General features: G+C 59.5%; 20 protein-coding genes. 9 read left to right on the forward strand and 11 right to left on the reverse strand.

The genetic code is table 11. The annotated features are described in order from the left end of the window. The first annotated feature begins 429 nt into the window (after positions 1–429). The 4 genes from ACKXF9_RS00675 (at position 430) to ACKXF9_RS00690 (ending at position 5595) form a co-directional block, all read left to right on the forward strand. On the forward strand, positions 430–1506 hold the full coding sequence (locus ACKXF9_RS00675) for a leucine-rich repeat protein (RefSeq protein ID WP_418265002.1): 1077 nt from the start codon (positions 430–432) through the stop codon (positions 1504–1506). A 115-nt stretch (positions 1507–1621) separates the two neighbouring features. Then, positions 1622–3073: a VWA-like domain-containing protein gene (locus tag ACKXF9_RS00680; protein WP_418265003.1), complete on the forward strand. Its 1452-nt coding sequence runs from the start codon at positions 1622–1624 to the stop codon at positions 3071–3073. Between the two features lie 20 nt (positions 3074–3093). After that, the gene (locus tag ACKXF9_RS00685; RefSeq protein WP_418265004.1) at positions 3094–4632 is read left to right on the forward strand and encodes an AAA family ATPase; all 1539 of its coding nucleotides are present in this window, start codon (positions 3094–3096) and stop codon (positions 4630–4632) included. A 3-nt stretch (positions 4633–4635) separates the two neighbouring features. After that, positions 4636–5595 (forward strand): AEC family transporter, encoded by a 960-nt coding sequence (locus tag ACKXF9_RS00690; RefSeq protein WP_339395045.1) that lies wholly within the window; start codon positions 4636–4638, stop codon positions 5593–5595. A gap of 108 nt (positions 5596–5703) precedes the next feature. Here ACKXF9_RS00690 and ACKXF9_RS00695 read toward each other — a convergent pair whose 3' ends face one another. Beyond that, positions 5704–6678: a glycerophosphodiester phosphodiesterase gene (locus tag ACKXF9_RS00695; protein ID WP_339395044.1), complete on the reverse strand. Its 975-nt coding sequence runs from the start codon at positions 6676–6678 to the stop codon at positions 5704–5706. Between the two features lie 35 nt (positions 6679–6713). Beyond that, entirely contained in the window at positions 6714–8153 is a 1440-nt protein-coding gene (locus tag ACKXF9_RS00700) for a 6-phospho-beta-glucosidase (RefSeq protein WP_339395043.1), read from the reverse strand. Positions 8154–8474: 321 nt separating this feature from the next. On the opposite strand from ACKXF9_RS00700, the gene ACKXF9_RS00705 reads away from it, so the two are divergent. Next, positions 8475–9344, forward strand: a complete 870-nt coding sequence (locus ACKXF9_RS00705) for a phosphoribosylaminoimidazolesuccinocarboxamide synthase (RefSeq protein ID WP_044953963.1) — start codon at positions 8475–8477, stop codon at positions 9342–9344. A 362-nt stretch (positions 9345–9706) separates the two neighbouring features. Here the strand turns inward: ACKXF9_RS00705 and ACKXF9_RS00710 are convergent, their stop codons facing one another. The 4 genes from ACKXF9_RS00710 to ACKXF9_RS00725 are packed head-to-tail and all read right to left on the reverse strand — an operon-like array spanning position 9707 to position 12341. Next, positions 9707–10549 carry a hypothetical protein gene (locus ACKXF9_RS00710; RefSeq protein WP_418265005.1) on the reverse strand — a complete coding sequence of 281 codons (843 nt, stop codon included), beginning with the start codon at positions 10547–10549 and terminating at the stop codon, positions 9707–9709. Further along, entirely contained in the window at positions 10533–11252 is a 720-nt protein-coding gene (locus ACKXF9_RS00715; protein ID WP_418265006.1) for a hypothetical protein, read from the reverse strand. The genes ACKXF9_RS00710 and ACKXF9_RS00715 overlap by 17 nt, the downstream gene beginning before the upstream one ends. After that, positions 11249–11815, reverse strand: coding sequence for a hypothetical protein (locus ACKXF9_RS00720; protein WP_348584886.1), 567 nt, complete (start codon positions 11813–11815; stop codon positions 11249–11251). The genes ACKXF9_RS00715 and ACKXF9_RS00720 overlap by 4 nt, the downstream gene beginning before the upstream one ends. Continuing rightward, the gene (locus ACKXF9_RS00725) at positions 11802–12341 is read right to left on the reverse strand and encodes an RNA polymerase sigma factor (protein ID WP_418265007.1); all 540 of its coding nucleotides are present in this window, start codon (positions 12339–12341) and stop codon (positions 11802–11804) included. The genes ACKXF9_RS00720 and ACKXF9_RS00725 overlap by 14 nt, the downstream gene beginning before the upstream one ends. 161 nt (positions 12342–12502) lie before the next feature. Here ACKXF9_RS00725 and ACKXF9_RS00730 point away from each other — a divergent pair, with 161 nt between their 5' ends. After that, a complete protein-coding gene (locus tag ACKXF9_RS00730) occupies positions 12503–13465 on the forward strand; it encodes a biotin--[acetyl-CoA-carboxylase] ligase (protein ID WP_418265008.1) in 963 nt (320 codons plus the stop codon). A 54-nt stretch (positions 13466–13519) separates the two neighbouring features. Here the strand turns inward: ACKXF9_RS00730 and ACKXF9_RS00735 are convergent, their stop codons facing one another. From ACKXF9_RS00735 to ACKXF9_RS00745, 3 genes are all read right to left on the reverse strand, one after another. After that, positions 13520–14731: a hypothetical protein gene (locus tag ACKXF9_RS00735; protein WP_418265009.1), complete on the reverse strand. Its 1212-nt coding sequence runs from the start codon at positions 14729–14731 to the stop codon at positions 13520–13522. A 6-nt stretch (positions 14732–14737) separates the two neighbouring features. Then, positions 14738–14980, reverse strand: coding sequence for an acyl carrier protein (locus tag ACKXF9_RS00740; protein WP_044953961.1), 243 nt, complete (start codon positions 14978–14980; stop codon positions 14738–14740). A gap of 187 nt (positions 14981–15167) precedes the next feature. Beyond that, complete coding sequence (locus tag ACKXF9_RS00745) at positions 15168–16586, reverse strand: class I adenylate-forming enzyme family protein (RefSeq protein ID WP_418265010.1); 1419 nt, start codon at positions 16584–16586, stop codon at positions 15168–15170. 432 nt (positions 16587–17018) lie between these two features. Between ACKXF9_RS00745 and ACKXF9_RS00750 the strand changes: the two genes are divergently transcribed. The 3 genes from ACKXF9_RS00750 to ACKXF9_RS00760 are packed head-to-tail and all read left to right on the forward strand — an operon-like array spanning position 17019 to position 20604. Continuing rightward, positions 17019–18134 (forward strand): acyltransferase family protein, encoded by a 1116-nt coding sequence (locus ACKXF9_RS00750; RefSeq protein WP_418265011.1) that lies wholly within the window; start codon positions 17019–17021, stop codon positions 18132–18134. Between the two features lie 58 nt (positions 18135–18192). Next, on the forward strand, positions 18193–18984 hold the full coding sequence (locus ACKXF9_RS00755) for a hypothetical protein (protein WP_348584880.1): 792 nt from the start codon (positions 18193–18195) through the stop codon (positions 18982–18984). Positions 18985–19008: 24 nt separating this feature from the next. Further along, the gene (locus tag ACKXF9_RS00760; protein WP_348584879.1) at positions 19009–20604 is read left to right on the forward strand and encodes a glycosyltransferase family 4 protein; all 1596 of its coding nucleotides are present in this window, start codon (positions 19009–19011) and stop codon (positions 20602–20604) included. A 91-nt stretch (positions 20605–20695) separates the two neighbouring features. On the opposite strand, the gene ACKXF9_RS00765 is transcribed toward ACKXF9_RS00760, so the two are convergent. Continuing rightward, the gene (locus tag ACKXF9_RS00765) at positions 20696–21616 is read right to left on the reverse strand and encodes an ROK family protein (RefSeq protein ID WP_418265012.1); all 921 of its coding nucleotides are present in this window, start codon (positions 21614–21616) and stop codon (positions 20696–20698) included. Between the two features lie 178 nt (positions 21617–21794). After that, positions 21795–23192 (reverse strand): cysteine--tRNA ligase, encoded by a 1398-nt coding sequence (cysS, locus tag ACKXF9_RS00770; protein WP_339395032.1) that lies wholly within the window; start codon positions 23190–23192, stop codon positions 21795–21797. Positions 23193–23832: the final 640 nt, after the last annotated feature.

Consider the following 23832-nt stretch of genomic DNA (forward strand, 5'->3'; position numbering starts at 1 on the left):
CGCTTTTTGTGTTATACTGGCTCTGCGGCCCTTCTCCGATCCCCCTGTCGCGGAAAGGAGGTGGTAAACATGCCTAGCTTTATCGCGTTTTTTCAGACTGTCGCAGCAGAGGTAGTAGCCTACTATTTATGCAAGTGGCTTGACAGCCTGTTCTTCAAGGGCAGCAAGCACTAATGAAAAGAAGCACCCCGGTAGAACCAGTACCGGGGTGCTTCGATTTTTTTACGTGGTAAACACGTTCGGCTTTATCGCGTTGCCTACCCTTATTATACGCACTTTCATGCAAAAGTCAAGAGGTTTCCAATCTGTTTTTCTACCATGTTACGTCAGAATTTTTTATACTTTACAAGGCTTTGCCGTTGGTTTATACTGAAAGCTGAATGATTCTATCATATTAAGGGGTTTTGCACTGTGGTTTCGGAAAGCAAGTTGACATTAGACATCCTGCCCCTTTCGGCAGACACGGCCCGGCTGGTGCGGGTGTACGGCACTGCACCCTGCGTGGTGCTGCCTGCCGTCCTGCCTGCGCCGGAGGGCGGCAGTTTTGCCGTCACCGAGCTGGGCGGCTACTGCTTCTCGGAAAAGCCCCGCAGCCTGCCTGCGGCAGACAAGACCTGCCGCTATACGGTGGAGCCGGACGGCACGGCGCGGCTGACCCGGGCATTCGGGCAGGCGGTGGGCGGCACCTGCCGTCGGTATGACTTCGACTTTGACGCCCCGGCTTCCGATGCGGACACGCTGCACCCGGTGTGCGGCAATTTTTTGGAAGAGGTCACCCTGCCGGACAGTTTGCAGGTGATCGGCAGCTGCGCCTTTTACAACTGCCGCAGCCTGCGCCTGCTCACGGTGGGCAGCGGCAGCCTGACCGTAGGCAGCGATGTGTTTTTGAACTGCTTCGCGCTGGAGACCATCCGGGTGCAGGCCGCGCCCGGGGACTCCACCGGTCTGTTTGCCCTTGTGAACAACATCACCGAGGCCGTGCGGGCGGAGTTCCGGCCTGCCGGTGCCGCCGCGCCGCTGGCGGCGCTGTGGTATCCCGCCTACTGGGAGGACATCGAGGAGACCCCCGCCCACATCCTGCTGCATACCTTTTCCGGGCAGGGATACCATTACCGGCAGTGTTTTCTCAATAATATATTCCTCCCGGCAGAATATGACAGCATCTTCCCGCAGGGCCACGATGCCGACGATGCCAATGTGATGGCAATGCTCTGCTTTGACCGCCTGCGGTATCCGTGGCAGCTGACCGAGGCCGCCGCCGGGCATTACCGGGCGTTTCTGGCGGCAAACACCGACCGGGTGCTGGCCCGCCTTTTAAAGGCGCAGGACCTTGACGGCATCCGCGCCCTGCTGGCGCTGGATGTGCTGGACAAAGCCGGTTTTGCGTCCGCCGCCGCCCTTGCCGCCAAGGCAGAGAGTGCCGCTGCCGCCGCCCTGCTGGCAGATGCAGAGCACAAAAAATATGCCCCTCAGCCCAAAAAGCAGCGGTACGATTTTGATTTTTAAGCAGTAAAAACCTCCTTCCGTCGTACTTCGTGCGCCAGCTCCCTCTAAGAGGGCTGGCATCGCGCAGCGATGACTGGGGGGAGTTTGCTGCGAGGCTGAGAGGGTTCTAAGTGAGGTGACACCTTTGCCCCAAACCATCCAAAAAGAAAAATTTTTCGACCCCCGCAAGCCCTTCCAGTCCCAGCGGCCTGAGACCCATGAGGAATGGCAGGCACGCATGGGCGGCGAGGTTCTGGCGGTGGTGCGCAGCGGGCTGTATCTGGACTTCCGCTTTCTGGATATGGCACTCAGCGCCCTGTCCCCCGCCCCGGACGAGCGCTGCCGGGTGCTGGCTACGGACGGTCAGTCCCTGTTTTATCAGCCCAGCCACCTGCTGCGGCTCTATCGGGACAACCCCAAATATCTCAATCGGTTGTATCTGCACACCATATTCCACTGCGTATTCCGCCATCTCTGGCTGAAAGGCCGCCGGGAGCCGCAGCTGTGGAGCCTTGCCTGTGATATCGCGGTGGAGAATGTCATCGACAGCCTGAACCGCACCAGCGTCAAGCGGCCGCTGACCTATGTGCGGCAGAACGCCTATCGGCAGATCACCGCAGAGGAAACCGTGGTGGCAGCCGCGCCGGTGTACCGGTGGCTCACCCGGCAGACCCCCGGCGTGCTGCGGCAGCTGGAGCGGGAGTTCGTGACCGACGACCACCGCCTGTGGCCGAAGGATGCGCCTGACCAGCCCCAGCAGATGCCCACGCCGCTGCCCCAGAAAACGTGGCAGAAGATCGGGGAGCGGATGCAGACAGAGCTGGACCTGCGGGATAAGGAAGCCGGGGACGGTGCCGATGCCCTGAAGCAGCAGGTAAAAGCCGCCAACCGCAGCCGCCGCAGCTACCGGGATTTTCTGCGCCGGTTCTGCGTGCTGCGGGAGGAAGTAAAGCTGGACCCGGACGAGTTCGACCTGAACTTCTACACCTACGGCCTTTCGGTGTACGGAAACCTGCCCCTCATCGAGCCTCTGGAAAGCCGGGAGAGCAAAAAGATCGAGGAGCTGGCCCTTGTCATCGACACCAGCTACTCCACCTCCGGTGAACTGGTGCGGGCGTTCCTTGCGGAGACCTACACTCTGCTGAAAGGACAGGAGAACTTTTTTCATCGGATGAACCTGCACCTGATCCAGGCCGATAACGCCATCCGGCAGGATATCCTGATCCACAATGAGGACGAGCTGATCCACGCCATGAACCACTTTGAGCTGCGGGGCGGCGGAGGAACGGACTTCCGCCCGGCCTTTGAATACGTAAACCAGCTGTGCGCCGAGAAGAAGTTTGCAAATCTGCGGGGTCTCTTATACTTCACCGATGGCATGGGCACCTACCCCGCCAGGCGCCCGGCCTACGACACCGCCTTTCTGTTTTTGGGGGAGCGGTTCGATGACGCCAACGTGCCGCCGTGGGCCATGAAGGTGGTTCTGGACGAAGAAGAATTTACCGGTGCAGCAGCCCGCCCGGCCAGTGCTCTTGCAGACGCGCTGGCCGAAGAGGACGACCTGTACCGTGACCTGAACAACTCCTGATAAAGAGGGGAACATCTGTTATGAACATCAAACGTGCCAAAGAAGAGATCGAACACACCGTAAAAGCCTACCTTGCCAAGGATGCCTTGGGCGAATACGCCATCCCGGCCATCCGGCAGCGCCCCATCCTGCTGATGGGGCCTCCGGGCATTGGCAAGACACAGGTGATGGAGCAGGTGGCCCGGGAATGCGGGGTAGCGCTGGTGGCCTACACCATCACCCACCACACCCGCCAGAGCGCTGTGGGCCTGCCCTTCATCCGCCAGCGCAACTACGGCGGTAAGGACGTCTCAGTGACCGAATACACCATGAGTGAGATCATCGCCAGCATCTACGCCAAAATGGAGGCCACCGGCCTTGCGGAGGGCATCCTGTTCATCGACGAGATCAACTGCGTGTCCGAAACGCTGGCCCCCACCATGCTGCAGTTTTTGCAGTGCAAGACCTTCGGCAATCAGGCTGTGCCTGCAGGCTGGGTCATTGTGGCGGCAGGCAACCCGCCGGAGTACAACAAGTCGGTGCGGGATTTTGACATCGTGACGCTGGACCGTGTGCGCCGCATGGACATTGAGCCGGATTTGCCGGTGTGGAAGGACTACGCCCGCGCGGCCCACATCCACAGCGCCATCCTGAGCTATCTGGAGCTGCACCCCCAGAACTTCTACCAGATCAACGCAGACGTGGACGGCACCCAGTTCGTCACCGCCCGCGGCTGGGAGGACCTGTCCAATCTGCTGGACACCTACGAAGCGCTGGGTCTGCAGGCAGACGAGGAGCTGATCCGGGAATACATCCAGCACCCGAAGATCGCCGAGGATTTCTCGGCGTACCTCGACCTCTACTATAAGTACCGCGACGACTACGGCGTGGAGGAGATCCTTGCCGGGCAGACGAAGCCCGCCGTGTTCGCACGGCTGCTGCAGGCCCCCTTTGACGAGCGGCTCAGCCTTGTCAGCCTGCTGCTGGCCGGGCTTGGCACCCGGTTCACCGCATCCCGGCAGGCGGACGCTGTGGCCGACAGCTGCTACGCCCTTCTGCGGGAGATCAAAAAAGCCCTTGCCACCCTGCCGGAGGATATCCCGGACGGCTCCGCGGAGCTGTTCCACCAGCAGCTCGTGGACTACGATGCCGAGACCCAGCAAAAGCGTGCCGCCGGGCTGCTGAGCAAAGATGCTCTGACCACCCGCCTGCAAGTGCTGGCCGTACTGCGTCAGTGGGAGGGCGAACTGCGCCGCGCCAGCGCTGCCGGGACACAGGAAGCCTTCGACCTGCTGCGCGGGCAGTTCCAGTCTCTGGCCGATGCGCGCGAAAAGGCCCAGCAGGCCGCCAGCGCCGCGCTGGAAGCCGCCTTTGACTTTATGGAGCAGGCCTTTGCCGAAAGTCAGGAGATGGTGGTGTTCGTCACCGAGCTTACCGTGGACCCTGCGTCCCACGCTTTCCTCACTGAGAACGGCTGTGAGCGCTACTTCCAGTACAACAAGGATCTGCTGCTGGACCACCGCAAAGCTGCCCTGCAGCAGGAGCTGGCGGCAGAGCAGCGCCGCCACGGCGGGGTGTGAGCCATGCTGGAAAACCTTCTGTTCAGTCTGAACAGCACCCTGCCGCTGTTCTTCCTCATGCTGCTGGGCTATGTGCTGCACCGCACCGGCTTTCTGAGCGACGCATTCGTGGCAGGGGCCAACAAATTCGTTTTTTATGCTGCATTGCCGGTGCAGCTCTTCCGCGACCTTGGCAAAAACGACGTCCGCACCACCTTTGACGGCCGGTACGTCCTGTTCTGCTTTGTGGTCACACTGGTGAGCATCCTTGTGATCTGGGCGCTGGCAAAGGTATTTTTAAAGGGCACCGGCCTTGTGGGCGAGTTCGTGCAGGCGTGCTACCGCTCCTCTGCCGCCATTCTGGGTTCGGCCTTTCTGCAGAGCATCTACGGCGACGCCAGCATGTCCAGCCTGATGATCTTAGGCAGCGTGCCGCTTTACAACATTATGGCCGTGGTCATCCTGACGCTGGAAAGCCCGGCCGCCGCCCAGACCGGCAGCATGTCCGCAAAGCTGAAAAAAAGCGCCAAAGGCGTCCTGACCAACCCCATCCTGCTGGGCATTGCGGCAGGCTTTGCATGGAGCATGCTGCACATTTCCATGCCTGCCGTGCTGGATAAGACCCTCTCCAATGTGGCCGGGCTGACCAGCCCTCTGGCCCTGCTTGCCATCGGTGCGGGCTTCAAGGGCCGCAAGGCGCTGGGCTATCTCAAGCCCACCACCATCGCCACCGTGGTCAAATTGATGATCCTGCCCGCACTGTTCCTGCCGCTGGCGGTGCACCTTGGCTTTACAGACGAAAAGCTGGTGGCACTGCTGGTGATGCTGGGCAGCATCACCACCCCGGCGTGCTACGTCATGGCAAAACAGATGGGGCACGAAGGCGTCCTTACCGGCAGCGTGTGCGTCACCACCACCTTGTTCAGTGCCTTCAGCCTGACCTTCTGGCTGTTCGTGCTGCGGAGCCTTGGGTATATTTTATAACCTCTTTTGCATAGCAAAACAGCGGACAGCCTGCAGGCTGTCCGCTGTTTGCTTTTCAGGAGCTATTGGGGGAAGCAGGGTGCACCGAACGGATGCAGCTTCTGCCTTTTATTCGGTCATTTCCAGTTCAGCGATCCATTCCCGCACGCGGTCGGGACGGTTGGTCACGATGGCATCCGGCTGCAGCGGCCAGAGGTCTTTTACCGTCTTTTCCTCGTCCACCGTCCAGTATGCCGTCTTGATGCCCAGATCATGCAGCTTCTGCACCATGCTGGGCTGCTGATAGGCGGTGTGGTACTCACAGCTCACCCAGTCCGGCTTGAAATCCAGCGTCTGGACATACTTCACCGGGTCCCGCTGATCCAGCAGGTGCTGGATCACTTCTATCAGGCTCTCGTTCGGAAACTCCACCTGCAGCATACTGACCTGACTGCCTATCTGGCGCAGCAGCCAGCTGCAGTTTTCATCGTCCACATTTTCCACCGAGAACATGGGCAGCTGTGGAAAATCGTCCTCTTCCAGACTGTTCTGCAAACCAAGGATCTCCCACATGGCGGTGGGCAGAGCCATGGTCTCCATGGCACCGTAGACCAGCACGCCCACCTTCAGCTCCGGCATCAGCTGCTTTGCCTGCCGCAGCAGGTCGTGGTTGAACGAGATCACCACCAGCCGATCGGTGATATCCGCCGCACGGATCTCTTCGATCACCCGGGGCACAAAGTCCGGGTCGTTATCAATGGTGGCCTTCAATTCCAGCTGGACAACAGTGCCTTCCATTTCCCTGCACAGTGCCAGTGCCTCCTGCAGGGTGGCGATCCGCTCATCCTTGTAGCTCACATCCTTCCAGCTGCCAAAGTCCAGCGCCTTCAACTCCTCCATGGTCATGTCGTAGATCTGGCCCCGCATATCGGTGTGCCAGTCAATGAGAAAATCGTGGTGGATGACCAGCTTTTTGTCTCCGGTCTGCTGTACGTCCATCTCCACGCCGTCCGCGCCGATCTCCATCGCCTTGCGGAATGCTGTAAGGGTATTTTCCGGTGCAAGGTAGGACGCACCACGGTGTGCAATGATCTCAGGCATCATTCTTTTCTGATTCCTCTCTCGTTTGTTTTTGTATTTTATGCAAGGTCAGAGCCGTTTGAAGCAATGACCTTTTTGTACCAGTAAAAGCTGTCCTTGCGGCTGCGAGCCAGAGTGCCCCTGCCGTCGTTGTCCTTATCCACATAGATAAAGCCGTAGCGCTTTTTCATTTCGCCGGTAGAGGCGCTCACCAGATCGATGGGTCCCCATGTGGTGTAGCCCATCAGCGGCAGGCCATCCTCGTTGATGGCCTTTTCCATCTGTTCAATGTGGGCCCGCAGATAATCGATCCGGTAGCTGTCGTGGATGGAGCCATCCGGCTCCACGGTATCCACCGCGCCAAGGCCGTTTTCCACAATGAACATGGGCTTTTCGTACCGGTCATAGATGGTGTTCAACGTCACGCGCAGGCCCACCGGGTCGATGGCCCAGCCCCACTCGCTGGCCTTGAGGTACGGGTTCTTTACAGCTTCCATCACCGCATTGCCGTCGGCCTTTTCTTCTGCCAGGATCTCCTTGTCCGTGGTGATGCAGCGGCTGGAATAGTAGCTGAAGGAAACAAAGTCCACAGTACCCTCCCGCAGGGTCTTTTCGTCCTCCGGCTCGGTCTGCAGCACGATGCCTGCCCGCTCCATCCGTTTTTCGGCCCACACCGGGTAGGCCCCACGGGCCTGCACATCGGTAAAGAAGTAGTTGTCGCGGTCCGCTTCCTGTGCGGCGCGGATATCCTCCGGTGCACAGGTGCGCGGGTAATACTGGCCCGCTGCCAGCATACAGCCCACCATGGCACCGGGCATCTTTTCGTGGGCCAGCTTCACGGCCTTTGCGCTGGCCACCAGCTCATGATGTGCCGCCTGATACTGTACCTGCTTTACGTTTTCGCCCGGATGGAACACCAGCCCTGCGCCGGTGAAGGGCAGATGCAGCAGCATGTTGATCTCGTTGAAGGTCAGCCAGTATTTCACCTTGCCCCTGTACCGGTCGAACAGCACCTCACAGTAGTGCACATAGGCATCCACCATGCGGCGGTCCTTCCAGCCGCCGTATTTTTTGATGAGGGCAATGGGCGTATCAAAGTGGCAGATGGTAACAAGTGGCTCGATCCCATATTTATGGCACTCATCGAACACGGCATCGTAGAAGGCAAGGCCCTCTTCGCTCGGCTGGGCATCATCGCCGTTTGGCAGGATGCGGGTCCATGCGATGGACAGCCGGAAACACCGGAAGCCCATCTCGGCAAAGAGGGCGATATCCTCTTTGTAGTGGTGATACATGTCAATGGCCTCGTGGCTGGGGTAATAGTGCCTGTCGTCGCATTCCAGCATCTCCAGCCGACCCAGCGCCACCGGAAAGCGGTCAGCGCCAAACGGGGTCACATCCACGGTGGCAAGGCCCTTGCCGCCCGCCTGCCATGCGCCTTCGCACTGATTGGCAGCGGTGGCACCGCCCCACAGAAAATCTTTCGGGAAACTGCCCATACGTAAAACCTCCCTGTTTTCTATCTTTCCGGCACCGGACAGGCCGGAGCTCCACTTTACCTAGTATAAAATACCGCACAATCCGCTCTGTGTCTATGCCCGCATTTTACAAAAAACTGCTTCATTGTTGTGAAAGTACGACTTTTATCGTCAAATCGCCGAATTTCACTTTTATTTTTCGTACATTTTTCACGAGAAAAATGCAAAAACAGCCCTATTTTCCTTTCATTCTGTTTCTTTCAAACTGTCCGCAGACATGGTACAATAATCAGGTAAGATACACCGCCGCTTTTTCGGCATTGGAAAATGGAGTGTTTGATTATGACTGAGTTCAAGCCCATTAAAGAAGGCAAGGTCCGTGAGATCTATGATAACGGTGACAGCCTCATCATGGTTGCTACCGACCGCATTTCCGCGTTTGACGTCATCCTGAAAAACAAGGTCACCAAAAAGGGCACTGTTCTGACCCAGATGAGCAAGTTCTGGTTCGATTACACCCGCGATCTGCTGCCCAACCACATGCTGAGCGTGGACGTGAAGGACATGCCGGAGTTCTTCCAGCAGCCCCAGTTCGACGGCAACAGCATGATGTGCCGTAAGCTGACCATGCTGCCCATCGAGTGCATCGTGCGCGGCTACATCACCGGCAGCGGCTGGGCCAGCTACCAGAAGACCGGCAAGGTGTGCGGCATCCAGCTGCCCGAGGGCCTGAAGGAATCCGACAAGCTGCCCGAGCCTATCTACACTCCCTCCACCAAGGCCGAGATCGGCGACCACGACGAGAACATCTCCTACGAAAAGAGCATTGAGGTGCTGGAAAAGCAGTTCCCCGGCCACGGCGAGGAGTATGCCACCAAGCTGCGCGACTACACCATTGCCCTGTACAAGAAGTGCGCTGAGTATGCGCTCTCCCGCGGCATCATCATTGCCGACACCAAGTTTGAGTTTGGTCTGGATGAGAACGGCAACGTGGTGCTGGGCGACGAGATGCTCACCCCGGATTCCTCCCGCTTCTGGCCGCTGGAGGGCTATGAGCCGGGCCACAGCCAGCCTTCCTTCGACAAGCAGTTCGTTCGCGACTGGCTCAAGGCCAACCCCGACAGCAACTACGACCTGCCGCAGGACGTGATTGACAAGACCATTGCCAAGTATCTGGAGGCCTACGAGCTGCTCACCGGCAAAAAGCTGTAAATTTTACGATAAAACGAATCCCGGCAGATGCTTGACAGCTCTGCCGGGATTCGCTATAATGTCTATAGAAAGGGCACTGCGACAAGCGGTTGGCCCCAGTTCAAGGTTTACAGTTTTTGAGAACCGTCACCGTGCCGGGTGGCGGTTCTTACTTTTTCACGCGAATGGTGAATGTCAATCCAAACAAGTGGAATGTCAAAGTAATTGGCATGTACTCACCTCCTTTCGGAAGTGAGGGCCGAACCGCCTGCCGTTGTTTGCAGTGCCCCGCCGCCTTTCAGCAGCAGAGATAGCATAACATAGTTTTCGGCTGATTTCAACAAAAAAATGCTTCCGTGCGGCGCACGGAAGCATTTTTTGTTTCACTCACTCAGCTCCGCGCTTTCCTCGGAAGCATCATCGGCATTGTCCTGTTCCTCGTTTTCTTCGTCCAGCAGGTACTGCACCTCGGTCTGCTTTGCCATCTGCTCCGCTGTCCAGTCCAGCTGCGCAATGCCCACCAGCTTCAGCGTGTACCGCTCCACCTGCTGCAGTGTTCCCGTGCCAAGGCTCTCTTCCGGGTCGTTGTCCGGCGACCATGCAAAGATCAGCGTATCGGGTTGCGGGCGGCACTGCTGCACCGCATCCGTCATGCTGCGGCAGGCCTGTGCAAACTGCTCTGCACTGCCGTAGCTGCCGGACAGCTCCACATCGAGGGTCACATAGCCGCTGCCGCCATCTATGTCCTCCAGCGTTTTCACCGCTCCGGTATAGAGATACACGTTCCCGCTGATGTCCTTTACCGGGGCATCCGGGTCAGATTTCCGGATCTGCGCATAGGCATCGGCGGTGTACTGCTGGCTGAGCTTCATGCTTGCCTGATTCCGCTCCGGGCCGAGTTCATCCCACACCACCGGCAGCAGCGAAAGGCCAAAGCACCCGGCCATGAGCACAAGGCAGATCAGCACCGACCAGAAATCGTATTTCCAGCGGCCCGGTCGGGCGGCAAAAAAGAGCACCTCGCCGCCCAGCATCACAAGGCCTGCTGCCGGGACGATCCGGAGCACCGGCTGTGTGGGAAAGTCCGGCACAAAATAGGTGAGCAGAAAGAAGATGCCTGCTGCGATCAGGCATACACCCAGCGTAAAGCTGCCCACCCGGCGCAGCGGCGGCTGTTTCCCGGGCATTTCCGGGGCAGCAGAGCCGGTCTCATTCTTCTCGTCCATCCTCGTCCTCCGTCTCGTCCTCCGTCTCGTCCTCCGTCTCGTCCTCCGGGGTCACAGGCTTGCCCAGCAGGGCCGAGAGCTTGGGCATTGCAAAGCCCTTTTTCTCCGGCCCGGCCGGTGTTTCCTGCGCGGCATACTCGGTAAAATCGGCGTCCGCGGCCTTCTGCTTCGGCTTTCTGCCCTTGGGGCCGCGCACCAGCCACGCACCGCAGATGATCAGGGCCACGCACACAACGATCTCCGGCAGCTGATCCATCATCAGATAAAGTGCGCGGAAGAAGGGGCTGCTCTGGCCCCAGCGCCACACGATATCCCCCAGCGTGTTCATAAGGATGTTCTGGTAGGCCACCAGTGCGCCCAGCACGATCAGGCCCCAGCCCAGCAGTTTGTGGCTGTCCATCATAAACTCCTGCATCCGCTGGTCCTTCCAGTTGATATGCACCAGATAATCGTCCTCCGGGGCGGTGCCTGCGCCGATCTGCGCCCGGAGATTGAAGGTGTCAAAAAAGCTGTACATCCACACGATGACACAGCCGACGGTCAGCACTTCAAGCGTAGATACGCCAATTACAACGAACAGGCAGAACATCGTGATCAGCGAAAGGCCGCGCTTCATATAGCCCTGATACATCTGGCCTGCGCCCGGGCAGAAGGCAAAGATAAAGGTCAAAATCCCGTTTTTCATCATGATCGATTCCCTCATTTCGTTTGATCGGTAAGCGGCAGATCTCTGTTGTTCTCTGCCGCCGGGCTGTGGGCCCCGAACAGCAGGTCATTGACCGCCTTTGAAAAAGACGCCTGCGGCTTCGGCTCTTCGTCCTCCACCGGTCGGCCCAGTGTTTTCGGCTCGGCAGGCCGACGGCCATCCTCCACCGGTCGGCCCAGCTGTGCAGGTTCTTCGGTCTGGCTCTGGCTGGCTTCCTGTGTCCAGCTGCGCAGCTCCTGCCGGAAGTCCAGCAGCTGCTCCACGGTACCGGAGCGCCACATGGTGAACGCCAGCACTGCTGCCACACCGGCCACTGCAGCGCGGCCCCATGTGTTCTGCATCAGCCGCACCCAGACGGCGGCCATCACAGCCTTGTGCGCGGAGTGCGGCGGCGTTTCCAGCGCATCTGCCGTCAGCAGGGCCGTGTAACGATCCATGCATTTATCGCAGTAGGCAAGGTGCTCGGCTGTTTCCAGCCGCCCCAGCTCATCCAGCCCGCCTGCCTGCAGGGCCTGCAGGCCTTCGTCGGTCAGACAGCCGTTTTTGTCAAACAGTTCCATGTACACACTCCCCTCCGCAGCGCTCACGCTGTAATATCTGCTGTGCCAGCATCTTTTTGGCCCGGTAGATCTGCGCCTCCACCGTCTTGGGCGGGCGGCCGCACAGCTGTGCCGCCTCGGCCATGGTGTGCTGTTCCAGCAGCACCAGACGGCAGGGCGTTTTGTAGGGCTCCCGCAAAGCAAGGATCATGCCGGTCAGTTCTTCCTCGCCCAGAGCATCCAGCACCTGCTGTTCCGGCTGGGTGCCGGGCGGCGCGCCTTCCAGCGCCAGCACCTCATCGCCGGGGGTGTTCACCCGGCGCACCCATGCGCTGCGCAGATAGTCTTTTGCCTTGTTGGAAGCAATGCGCGCCAGCCACTGTTTTTCAAACCCGGGCGGGCAGCGGTCAATGGCCCGCCATGCCGCCAGAAAGGTCTCCTGCGTCAGGTCCTGCGCATCGCCGGCATCCGGCACCAGCTGGTGGCAGACCGTATACACGAGCGACTGGTATTTTTGCACCATCGCGCTGAATTCCAAGGTCGTCAACGATCCACCCACCTCCTTTCGGTTTCGTCCCGGTCCGACGAAGTGCAGCCCCTGCATTGCCCTTCTGCACATTCATACGAAACAGCCGTTCAAAATCCTGCAAAAAATTTTATTTTTATGATACAATAGAAATAGTATAGCACAAAAGGAGGCATTCGGCCATGGCTGTCAGTACCCGTCAGGCACTTTTGCAGGCACTTTCCTCTGCCGGAGGCAGCTACGTTTCCGGCCAGCAGCTGGCCGAGACCCTCGGCGTGAGCCGCGCTGCCGTGCACAAGGCCGCTGCGGCCCTCACGGCCCAAGGGTACGCGCTGGAAGCTGCGCCCCGCCGGGGCTACCGGCTGGCGGGCGGTGACCCGTTCTGCACCGAAGCCATCGGGGACTACCCTGCACCCATCTATTTATATGACACGCTGGAAAGCTCCAACCGCACGGCAAAGCTGCTGGCGCTGGATGGTGCACCCCATGGCACACTGGTGCTCACCGCCCACCAGAGCGCCGGACGCGGCAGGCTGGGCCGGAGATTTGAAAGCCCGGCAGGCAAGGGCGTTTACTGCTCTGTGCTGCTGCGCCCGGAAATGCCCGCCGCCAATGCCCAGACCGCTACCATCAGCGCAGCTGTGGCGGTCTGCCGTGCCGTGAAAAAGCTCTGTGGGCTGGAGCTTGCCATCAAGTGGGTCAACGACCTGTACTATCAGGGCAGAAAGGTCTGCGGCATCCTGACCGAAGCGGGGACCGACCTGGAGAGCGGACAGCTGGAATGGCTGGTGGTGGGCATCGGGCTGAACCTTACTTCCACCGCCGCCGACTGGCCGGATGAGCTGGCCCGCAGGGCCGGGAGCCTGTACCCCGGCGGGCCTGCTCCGGTGAGCCGGGCCGCACTGGCCGGGGCCATTGCCCGGGAGCTGCTGGCCCTCTGCCCCGGCTTTGACTGTCTGGATGAGTACCGCGCCCGGTGCTTTGTGCCCGGCCACTGGGTGACGGTGTGTGCTGAGACCGAAACCTACGCCGCAAAGGCCCTTGCCATCGACGAGGAAGGGCGGCTGGTCATCCAGCGGGAGAACGGCCGACAGGAGGCTCTGCGCTGCGGCGAGGTGACCACACGGCCTGCACGGACCGAATAAGACGCAAAAAAGCACCCTTTCCTGCCCGGAAAGAGTGCTTTTTATGTTCTGCACTTATGTATCCAGATCCACGGCTTCCAGCACCGTGATGTCCTCTTTTTCAAAGGCGGTGCGGATCATCCCGGCAAGGCCGGGCATTTCGGCCTTGTTCTCGATGCACAGGGTGATAATGCCGTTCAGGCTGGAGGCTTCCACGCCCATGGAGCCGCCATCCGGCGGAACCCAGACGTTGAAGTCTTTGGTGTACTTCTGAAGCTCCGGCGTGGCCGGCAGCAGCGGATTGCCCAGATAGCTGAGCCAGAAATCCGCCGAGACACCACTGATGTACTCGCCCATCTGGAACACCCTCTGCTTGATGCGCAGGGGTGCTTTCTGCTGGTCTACCTTGTACACCCAGCTCATTTGCTGGGCCATCTGGCGCAGCTTTGCCTCCGGCTGCAGGGTGCGGAGCACCTCGGCATCCATCTCCGGCACGATATCCGCAAGGCGGGTATCATCGTTCAGCTTCACGCTGCTCTGGAAGGAGCACACGCAGTTGTAAAGGGCATCCGGCACGCCCGCTTCCCTGCGGGTATCTGCCGAGTAGGAATACTGGATCTCGTCCTTGCCCAGATAGCTGCGCAGTGCAAGGCTCAGCAGACCTGCCAGCGCCGTAAAGGGCTTGACGCCGTTCTCCACTGCCCGGTCCACAAGGCTCTGCTTGGTCAGCCGCACCCGGGTGCGGCGCATCCTGCCCTCGTGGGTCTGCACCACATCCCTCTGCATCGTACTCTCGGTGGCTGCGGGGGATGGATATTTTTCCATCATGGCCTCGATGTCATAGGCCGGGCTGCACAGGATGGGCGTGTTTGCAAACGCCGTGCCATAGCGCAGGTTGCAGTACTGTTCCAGAATGCGGGTGAGGAAGGGCGACACCCCGTGGCCGTCCATGAGGAAATGATACCAGTCAAAATAGACGGTGTCCCCTTCGCAGCTCACGCTGAAAAGATAGCCGTTCGTTTCCTCCGGGATATCGCGCTGTGCACTGCCCTGATACACAAGGCAGGGGTTCGGGTTCGGCTCCAGAAAAAAGCTCCGCTTTTCCTGCACCAGCTGTACCTGATAGTACGGTGCGGCCGAAAGCGCCGTATCCAGTGCACGCTGCAAAAGAGCGGGTTCCACCGCGTCCTGCAGCGCAAACTGGTACCGGCACAGGATCTTCTCCCGACGGAAGAAATACATCGTTCCCTGAAAGATGTACTCCGTCGAGCGCTGCGACTCATTCATGAACTGTTACCCCGCGTTTGCCGCCAGATAATCCACCAGATCCCCTATAGTCACAAAGTTGCGCAGCTCCTTTTCGGGGATGCGCAGGCCGAAGGTCTCCTCCAGGTCTGCCACAATGGTCAGGATCTCCATTGAGGACAGATCCAGATCGTCCATCAGGACGCTGTTCTCATTCACATCTTCGGGAGAGACCTCGGCAACATCCTCCAGGATGGCCAGGATCTGGGAAATGATCTCTGCTCGTTCCATAGAAATTTTCTTCCTTTCCGTGACGGATAATAGGCACAATCTCCTGTGCCTTTCCATAATAATACCCTGATTCTCTCCTGTGCGCAAGGGTTCCGGCAACAAAGCCTTGTTTTTTGTCGGAACTCCTGTCATCAGTCTTCCGGTCTGCCGGCCCATTTATGCATGTGGGCATTCTACCGCATCCGTATCACTGGCGCAGCAGTTTTCCCATGGCGTTGCGGGGCAGCGGCTGTGCGCTGAGCTCCGGCACCATGCGCTTGTACAGCGGCAGGCCGCGGTTGACCCCGGTGACGAACTCCTTCACAGTCTCCTGCTTTGCAGGGTCACAGTAGATGAGGGCACAGATCTTCTTGTCCTTTTCCTTCACGATGCACTCCCGAATGTCCGCACAGGGCGCCAGCAGCTTTTCCAGCTCCTCGGGGCTCACGTTCTCGCCGCTGTCCAGAATGATCACGTTCTTCTTGCGGCCGGTCAGGTACATGTAGCCGTCCTCTTCCACCCGGGCAATGTCGCCGGTGTGGAACCAGCCGTCTGCATCGATGACTTCCGCAGTGCCTTCCGGGTCCTTGTAGTAGCCCAGCATGATGGGGCCGCCCCGCATGCACAGCTCGCCGTCGTCCAGCTTGTATTCACAGCTGAGGTCCACATGGCCCACGCTGGTCAGGTACTTTGCCTCCTGCGAGGAGTTCCATGCACCGTCACCGCAGGTCTCGGTCAGGCCGTACATCTGGGCCACAAAGAAGCCCTTCTCCATCATATCACTCAGCATCCTGGGGTCGAACATGGCAGCACCGCAGGTCAGCATGCACAGGCCGTTCAGGCGGTCGCGGCGGCCCCTCATCACATCGCTGTAGATGCTCTTCAGCAGCACCGGCACCACCGCCATCACCTCGCTGTGCATGGCACCCAGATCACGGTAGAAATACTTCAGGTTGTTGCACAGGTTGATGGAGTGGCCGGTGATGCTCCACGAAACAAGGCTGGTCATGGCGGAGATGTGGAACATGGGCAGGGCGGACAGGGACGAGAACTCGTCGGTGTTCCAGCCCGTGTACTTCTTCACATCATCAAAGGGGTCCAGGAAAGCCGGCATGGCGCTGAACAGGTTCTTCTGGCTCAGCATGACGCCCTTGCTGCGGCCGGTGGTGCCGGAGGTGAACATGATAAAGGCCAGAGCAGAGAGGTCCTCCACCTCGGTCACGTCCTCAGCAGGCTCATAGGCAGAAAAAGCGTCCATGGGCTTCAGGATGCTGCCGTAGGTCTCGGTGAGGGCAGGCTCCCGCTCCGCGAACTCGCCATCCTGCAGGATGCACACCGGCTCGGTGAGGCCCAGCTCGTAGGAGATGGCATCCCAGTCCTTGCCAAGGTTCAGCGGCACAGCCACGCCGCCTGCGATCACGGTGCCGTACATGCAGATGACATACTGGTAGCTGTTGCGGGCCAGGATCGCCACTCGCTTGCCGCGCACGTCGCCATACTCTGCACGCAGGAACGCCACGAACCGGCGCAGATCCTGGGCATACTGTGCGTAGTGCACCTCGGCAACGCCCTGCTTTTCTTCATCATACCAGCGCAGAGCCACACGGTCTGCAATGTTGGTTTCCATATTGCAAAGGGACTGATACAGCGATGTAATCATTTTTTCCTCCATTTTTATCATCCGATCCGGTGCACCGGTGTAAGCCCACACAGATCCTTCCAGACATTTCCAACTGTGCCCAGTATACAATAAGACCCGTGTCAATGCAAGAGTTTTGCAACATTTAATTTCCAACATTGACAACAAAGCCTTGCACATCATACCGTTTCCAGATGTAAATTCTGCCTTTCGTTGCGAAGCCGCCCTGCCTGTGCTATGCTTTTATTGCAGGCGGCAATGTGTCCCCGCCCGCCGGACCGCAATTCAAAATTGACAGTCTGTGCAAAAAGCATTATACTGGGTTCATATCCATACAAAATTTTATCTTTTTCATTCAAAATCTACGCATTGTGCGGCGTCCGGCTCTGAGGGAATGTCCCGCGCAAGGAAGGAACCTCCATGGAAGGAACCAAACCCCGCACCGTCAGCTCCATCGGCATGTTCGACATGCTCAAGGGTGCCGGTATGCTGATCATCGTTTTTGCGCATACCGCCGAGCTTTATCCCATGCAGGCGGTCAGCGGCCTGTCCCTGACCGCGTTTTTCCCGTTCATCTACCGCGAAGCGCTGATGGCCGCTTTCTTTATTGCCAGCGGCTACGGCTTCCGCAAGCGCTCCATCGGCAAATGCATCCACCAGCAGCTGAAAAGTCTGCTCAAGCCTTACCTCTATACTGCGCTGTTCACCTGCGTGCTGCACTTTATCATCCACTATAAAACGTTCCAGTACCTGCCCGGCACCATTGGCGAGTCGGTCAAGGTCACCGGCGGTTTTCTTCTGGGCCTGCCCCACACGGCAGAGTATTTCGGGCAGGAATTTTTCTCCTGCGGGCCCATGTGGTATCTGCTGGCCCTCATGGTGGGCTGGATCCTGCTGGATGTGATCCTGAACATCTTCCCGGAGCAGTACGTTCCCTGGGCTGTGGCCGGGTGTGCGCTGCTGGGCTGGGGCGTCAGCCTTGTGTGGGAGCCGCCCTTCTGCCTGATCCAGGGCGCAGTGATCGTCCCCTATCTCTATATCGGCTTCCTTGCCAAAAAGAAGCATCTGCTGGACGAGCCCCTGCCGCCCAAAGTCTTTGCCGGACTGCTGGGGGCCTCAGCACTCATTGCCGTAGGCGCTCTTGCCACCCGCACCACCGACTGCATCTCACTGGCCGAGTGGTCGCTGGGCCCCCTGAGCATCTTTCTGGACGGTGCTGCCGGTCTTTTATTCATCCGGCTGTTCATGCGGCTCAGCCATTTCCACGGCCGCATCGTGCGCTTTCTGGAGGCGGTGGGCCGACGCTCGCTCCACATTTTCTGCATACATACCGTGGAGATCATCGCCATCCCGTGGTATCTGATGGTAGCCAGATTTTCGGACCGGCCGGTGCTGGGCATGTGGCTGCAATACGCCATCGCTCTGGGCTCCATCTGGCTGGTGTGTGAGCTGCTGCGTGCACGCCGTGCACTCATCATCCGGTTTTTCCCTGCACGGCGCAAGAGCCCTGCCGTGCACTATACCGCCCGGCATTAAGGTGTTTTTCCGGCTGCTGCGGTGCAGCCTATCATAAATGTAAGAGGAGAATCCCGTTATGAACAACGATGCCCCCGAGACCCTTGCTGCGGCCCGCAGCCGCGCTGCCGACCTTGAGCAGCAGCTCAAGCTCTCTGACGAAGGCGTATCCCGGCTGGCACAGCGGTGTCTGGAGCTGGAACAGCAGGTGCTGAACTATCAGGCCGCACTGGCAAGGCACGGCAGCGACAACGAGCCTGCCGCCCTCACCCTGCCGCAGCTATTCTACGATTCCGGCTCCGGCTATTCCCCGCGGGAATGCCTGACCGTTGCCGAGGACGCCTACGACGAGCTGACCCACGAGGTCTCTGCGGTGTTCACCCTGCCCACGGATGCCCGTGCGCTGCGGCTGGACCCCGGTGAGCTGGCCTGCTGCGTGACTGACCTGAGCATCTCGGACGAGCGGCTGGAATGCCGCGCCATGAACGGCATCCAGCTGCAGGAAGACTGCCTGCTGTTTCTGGATGTGGACCCCAACCTGACCGTGCAGAGCACAGTGCCTTTTGCGGCCGGGATGAAGTTTGCCGTGACCTATCATTACTATCCGCTGGGCCGCTTCCAGCATGAACAGCCCGGCAAGGCCCTGCTGCAGGCCCTGAGTGCCATCAAGCTGCGGGCCGAAGCGGAGCAGAACGATCTCCGCGGGCAGCTGCAGGCCGCTCTTGCCGAGAATACCCGGCTGAACAATCAACTGACCGAGCTGCAGAACAGCCGCGCCGCCTACGAAAACTCGCTGGAAAACCTGTACGAAAGCAGCAGCTGGCGGCTCACCGCCCCGCTGCGTGCACTGCACCGGCTGTTCCGTCATTGATACGATTTGCAGAGGAGTGTCATTATGTACACAAGTTACAGCACCCTGCAGCGTAAACAGCTGACGAAGCAGGTGTATACCGATACCCAGAGCACCTATCTGCTGGTGTATGCGCCCGGCCGCCATCAGGCGCTGGAGCACGCACTGGAAAACCAGCTGCACCGCAAGTTCCGGCTGGTGACGGAGCTGGCCCCCGCCCTGACCGACTCGGTGGAGGGCGTGCTGCTGGTCAGCGAAGATCTGGAGTGCACCTCCACTGCCCTGACCTATTTTGCCGGTGCCCTGCGCACCGGTGCAGACCTTGTGGTGTGCGACGCCGCCTTTGGCTTTGACGGTTCCACCGCCCTGTACCTGAGCACCCAGCACATCCCCTGCAGCCGCTGTGCCATGGTATCGCGGAAGCTTCTGGACCGCATCCGCGCCGCTGCCCGCGGCAGGGACAGCGTGACCGAGCTGCTGCGCCTTGCCACCGCCATGGCAGAAAACTGCCGCCGCATCCCGGAGTCCCTGCTGCATTTCCGGCGGGAGCTGTGTGCCGATGATGTGTTCTCTGCCTCCGGAAAGCGTGCTCTGATCCTGAGCCATGAGCTCACCATGACCGGTGCCCCCATCGTGCTGGTGAGCGCCGTGCCGGTGCTGCGCAGCATGGGCTTCGAGGTCGTGGTTCTGGGCCCTGCGGACGATGGCTCTCTGCCGCTGTTTCTGGATGCCGGCGCTGCCGTTGTCACCCGCAGCGACTGCGTGATGAGCTCCTCCCTGTGGGGGCTTGCCACCAGTGCGGATTTTGTGCTGGCCAATACTGTGGTGGAGGCCGCCGCCGTGAGCACCCTGAACGGCTCCTTTGTGCCGGTGCTGTGGTGGCTGCACGATGCCTTTGCAGGCTATCCGTTCATTGCGCACAAGATCCCCAAAACGCTGGACTCCAATGTGCATGTGTGCGCCGTAGGCTCCCACGCCACTGCCGCCATGCATTCGGTGCGGCCGGATTTTAACATCGAACAGCTGATCTACGGCCTGCCGGACTACGCGCAGGAGAGCTTCCCGGTCTATGATATCAGCTACGCGGGCGGACGCCCTCTGTTCGTGACCGTGGGCTCCTTTGAGCCCCGCAAGGGTCAGGATATCTTCTGCAATGCCATCCGTCTGCTCAAGCCCGAAGTGCGCCAGAAAGCCGCTTTCCTGTTCGTGGGCAAGGCCGCAGACAAGAGCCTGAAGAGTGCCGTGGATGCGCTGGTGGAGGATTACCCGGACACCGTGTTCTACCGCAAGCGGCTGGAACGCCCGGAGATCAAGTCCCTGATGGATCAGTGCACCTGTGTGGTGTGCGCCTCCCGCGACGACCCCATGCCCACCTTTGTCACCGAGGGCCTGATCTTCGGCAAGCCCTCCATCGTGTCGGAGCACACCGGCACTGCCGGGCTGATCACCGAGGGCGTGGACGGCTTTGTGTACCGGGACGACGACCCCGACCAGCTGGCAAAGGTGCTGGAACATGCCATCCTGCACCCCGATCAGCTGGCCGCCATGAAGGCCGACTGCCGGAAAATGTACGAGAAATATTACTCCAACGAAGCTTACGTTGCCACCCTGACGCGGCTGGTGAACGAACTGACCACCTGAGTGTTCGCTGTTTTGGTGCAGCATGAAAAAAAGAGGAAGATCCGGCGGGATCTTCCTCTTTTTTCGCAGAAGGAGCAGGGCAGAAGCGGATTCAGTCCATCCTGCCCACCGTGTGCAGACAGGCATACAGCGCGCCCACCTGATTGGCTTCACTGCTGAAATGGCAGGGCACGATCTCGGTGCGCGGCAGACCGATCATGTAGGGCGAATCCCCCCGGGAAGCGAACAGCCCGGCATATACCCGGCGCAGACTGTCCAGCAGCAGCGGCTGTTTGCTGATGCCGCCGCCAATGGCCACCTTTTCCACATCCAGCAGGACGGTCAGGTTGTAGATCTGCACCGCCACCGCTTTGCAGAACCGTTCCAGCACTTCCAGCGCTTCCGGTTCTCCGGCGTTGGCGGCATCAAAAAACTGTCTGCCATTCATGGGCGCATCGGCGGGCAGGCCCCTGCGGGCGCGGTACCACTGCAACAGATTGGTGGTGCTGCACTGACAGGCCATGGTTTTTCCGGTGTTCTCCCACTCGTCGGCGTTGGTGTTCACAAAGCTGTATTCCCCGGCGGTAAAGTGGATGCCCCGCACCAGCTGGCCGTTGGCGATGATGCCGCCGCCCACACCGGTGCCGATGATAAACACCGCCGCGTTGCAGCAGCCCTGCAGCGCACCGGCCTGCAGCTCTGCAAGGGCAGCGGCCTTGCCGTCATTTTCCAGCGTGACCGGACAGCCGCATCTTTCGCGCACCAGCTGCCCCACCTGCGTACCGGTGTTATACAGAAGTGCCCCGCCATTGGAGACAAAGCCGGTGCGGGTGTCCACAAAGCCGGGCAGGGCCATGGCGATGCCGCTTACTTCATCCCGGTGCGTCGAATACAGAGCGTATAATGTGTCTAGAAAATGCTCCTGCGTATCCTGCGGCGTGGGCACAGACCCGGCATCGGTGCGGTTCAATCCTTCGTCCATCACCGAATACTTGATCTCAGTGCCGCCCACATCAAAAACCATGACCTTCATTGTGCCTGCCTCCGCTCATGTTATTTCTGGTTTTATTATGGCAAATTGCGTTTGGAATGTAAAGAGAAAAGCGGCAAAAACAGCCCGGAAAGATCCGCAGATCTTTCCGGGCTGTAAATTTAAAATACCAATTCCGCTAAAGATGCCCAGAGTGAAACGGAGGGCATTTCAGAACGTGTTACAGTTTGCTCAGCTGCGGGCCCTGTGCGGTGTCCTTGACCGCCCAGCCCAGCTCGGTCAGCTGTGCGCGGATGGCGTCGGCGGTGGCCCAGTCCTTGGCCTTCTTGGCGGCGGCACGCTTCTCAACCAGCTCAGTCACCTCGGCGGGCACCTCGTCCTTTTTGCGGTTGTACAGCAGGCCCAGCACGCCGGTGATCTCGTCAAAGGCGGCGGCAGCGGTCTGCAGGGCGTCCTTGGAGGAAACAGCCGACAGTGTATTGATCTCCTTGACCAGATCGAACACGGCAGCCAGTGCATCCGGGGTGTTCAGGTCATCGTCCATGGCGGTGCAGAACTTGGTGCGGGCCTCGGCAGCCTTTTCCTTCAGGGTCTCGTCGGTGCCAAAGGTGTCCTTGGTCAGGGCAAAATCCAGATTCTCGCGGCAGGTGTACAGGCGCTCCAGGCTGTTCTTGCAGCTTTCAATGAGGTCCACGGTGTAGTTCAGGGGCATCCGGTAGCCTGCGGTCAGCATGAAATAGCGGATGGGTTCGTAGCCGTAGACGTCCGCCACGTCCCGCACGGTGAAGAAGTTGTGCAGGCTCTTGGACATCTTCTGATTGTCCACGTTGATGAAGCCGTTGTGCATCCAGTAGCGGGCGAACTCGCAGCCGTTGGCGCACTCGCTCTGGGCGATCTCGTTCTCGTGGTGAGGGAAGATCAGATCCTGACCGCCGCAGTGCAGGTCGATGGTCTTGCCCAGATGGGTGCGGCTCATGGCGCTGCACTCGATGTGCCAGCCCGGGCGGCCCATGCCGTAGGGGCTTTCCCATGCAGGCTCACCGGGCTTTGCGGCCTTCCACACGGCAAAGTCGGCGGGGTCCTCCTTCAGGTCGTCGTCCATGCGGCTGCGCAGTTCGCGGTTGCCGCTTTCCAGATCGTCCAGCTTCAGGTGGCTCAGCTTGCCGTAGCCGGGGTCGCTCTTCACCCGGAAATACACGTCGCCGTTCTTTGCAACGTAGGCATGGCCGGAGTCGATCAGGTCCTTCACAATGTCCAAAATCTGCTGGATATGCTCGGTAGCCCGGGGCTGGACGGTGGGCTTTTTGCAGTTCAGACCGGCGGCATCCTTGAGGTACTCGGCCTCAAAGCGCTGAGCGACCTCCTTCATGGAGGTGCCCTCCTCCTGACCCTTCTTGATGAGCTTATCGTCGATGTCGGTGATGTTGGAAACATAGATCACCTTGTTGCCGCGGTACTCAAGGTAGCGGCGCAGGGTGTCGAATACGATCAGCGGGCGTGCGTTGCCGATGTGGATATAGTTATAAACGGTAGGGCCGCAGACATAGATGCGGTACTCACCGGGCACCTGCGGCACGAATTCTTCCTTCTGGCGGGTCAGGGTGTTGAAGATCTGCATGGTCAATTCTCCTTTTTGTGGCAGACAGAAGCCGCAAAACAAAACGCCCCCGGAGCGGTGCACAAAGCACAGCTCCGAAGGCGGTTTTTCATCAAAATCGCGGTTCCACTTCTGTTTGTCGCTCAAAGCCGGTAACGGCGGCGCACCGCACGGCGATACTTCCCGTAGGGGTTCCCGCCGCGTGCTGTCCGGGCGCACTTTGCGCGGCAGTCTGCAAACAGGCTTCCAGCCAGTGGCCTGTTCTCTCTGCGCAGACGGTATGCGGCGCTACTCTGCCCGGATAAACGCATTTATCCTTTTACTTCTTTATTATAGCGGTGCCGCACAGGGAAGTCAAGGTGGAACAAAAACGATTCAGAATGCCCGCCGCTAACGGGTTGCGGCACCCAGCATCCGCATCGTGCCTTGGGCGGCACGCGCGTCTTGCTGGCCGCTGCCCCAACAACTCCTCCCTGTTTCCGCCACTGGCGGCGGTCGTCGTCGTTGCTTTGGGCATATTCAGCGGAAGAATTATTCTAAATTTCGGGATATCGGAACGCCTGCGGGCGCTCCGATATCCCATTTTCACAGGAGGGGCTGTAAGGAAAAATGCAGCTTACCACTGCGACTCTTCCCATGAAAAGGGAACCCCGGAGCGTCC

Source organism: Faecalibacterium sp. 9 (assembly GCF_048320955.1).
Lineage (GTDB): Bacteria > Bacillota > Clostridia > Oscillospirales > Ruminococcaceae > Faecalibacterium > Faecalibacterium wellingii.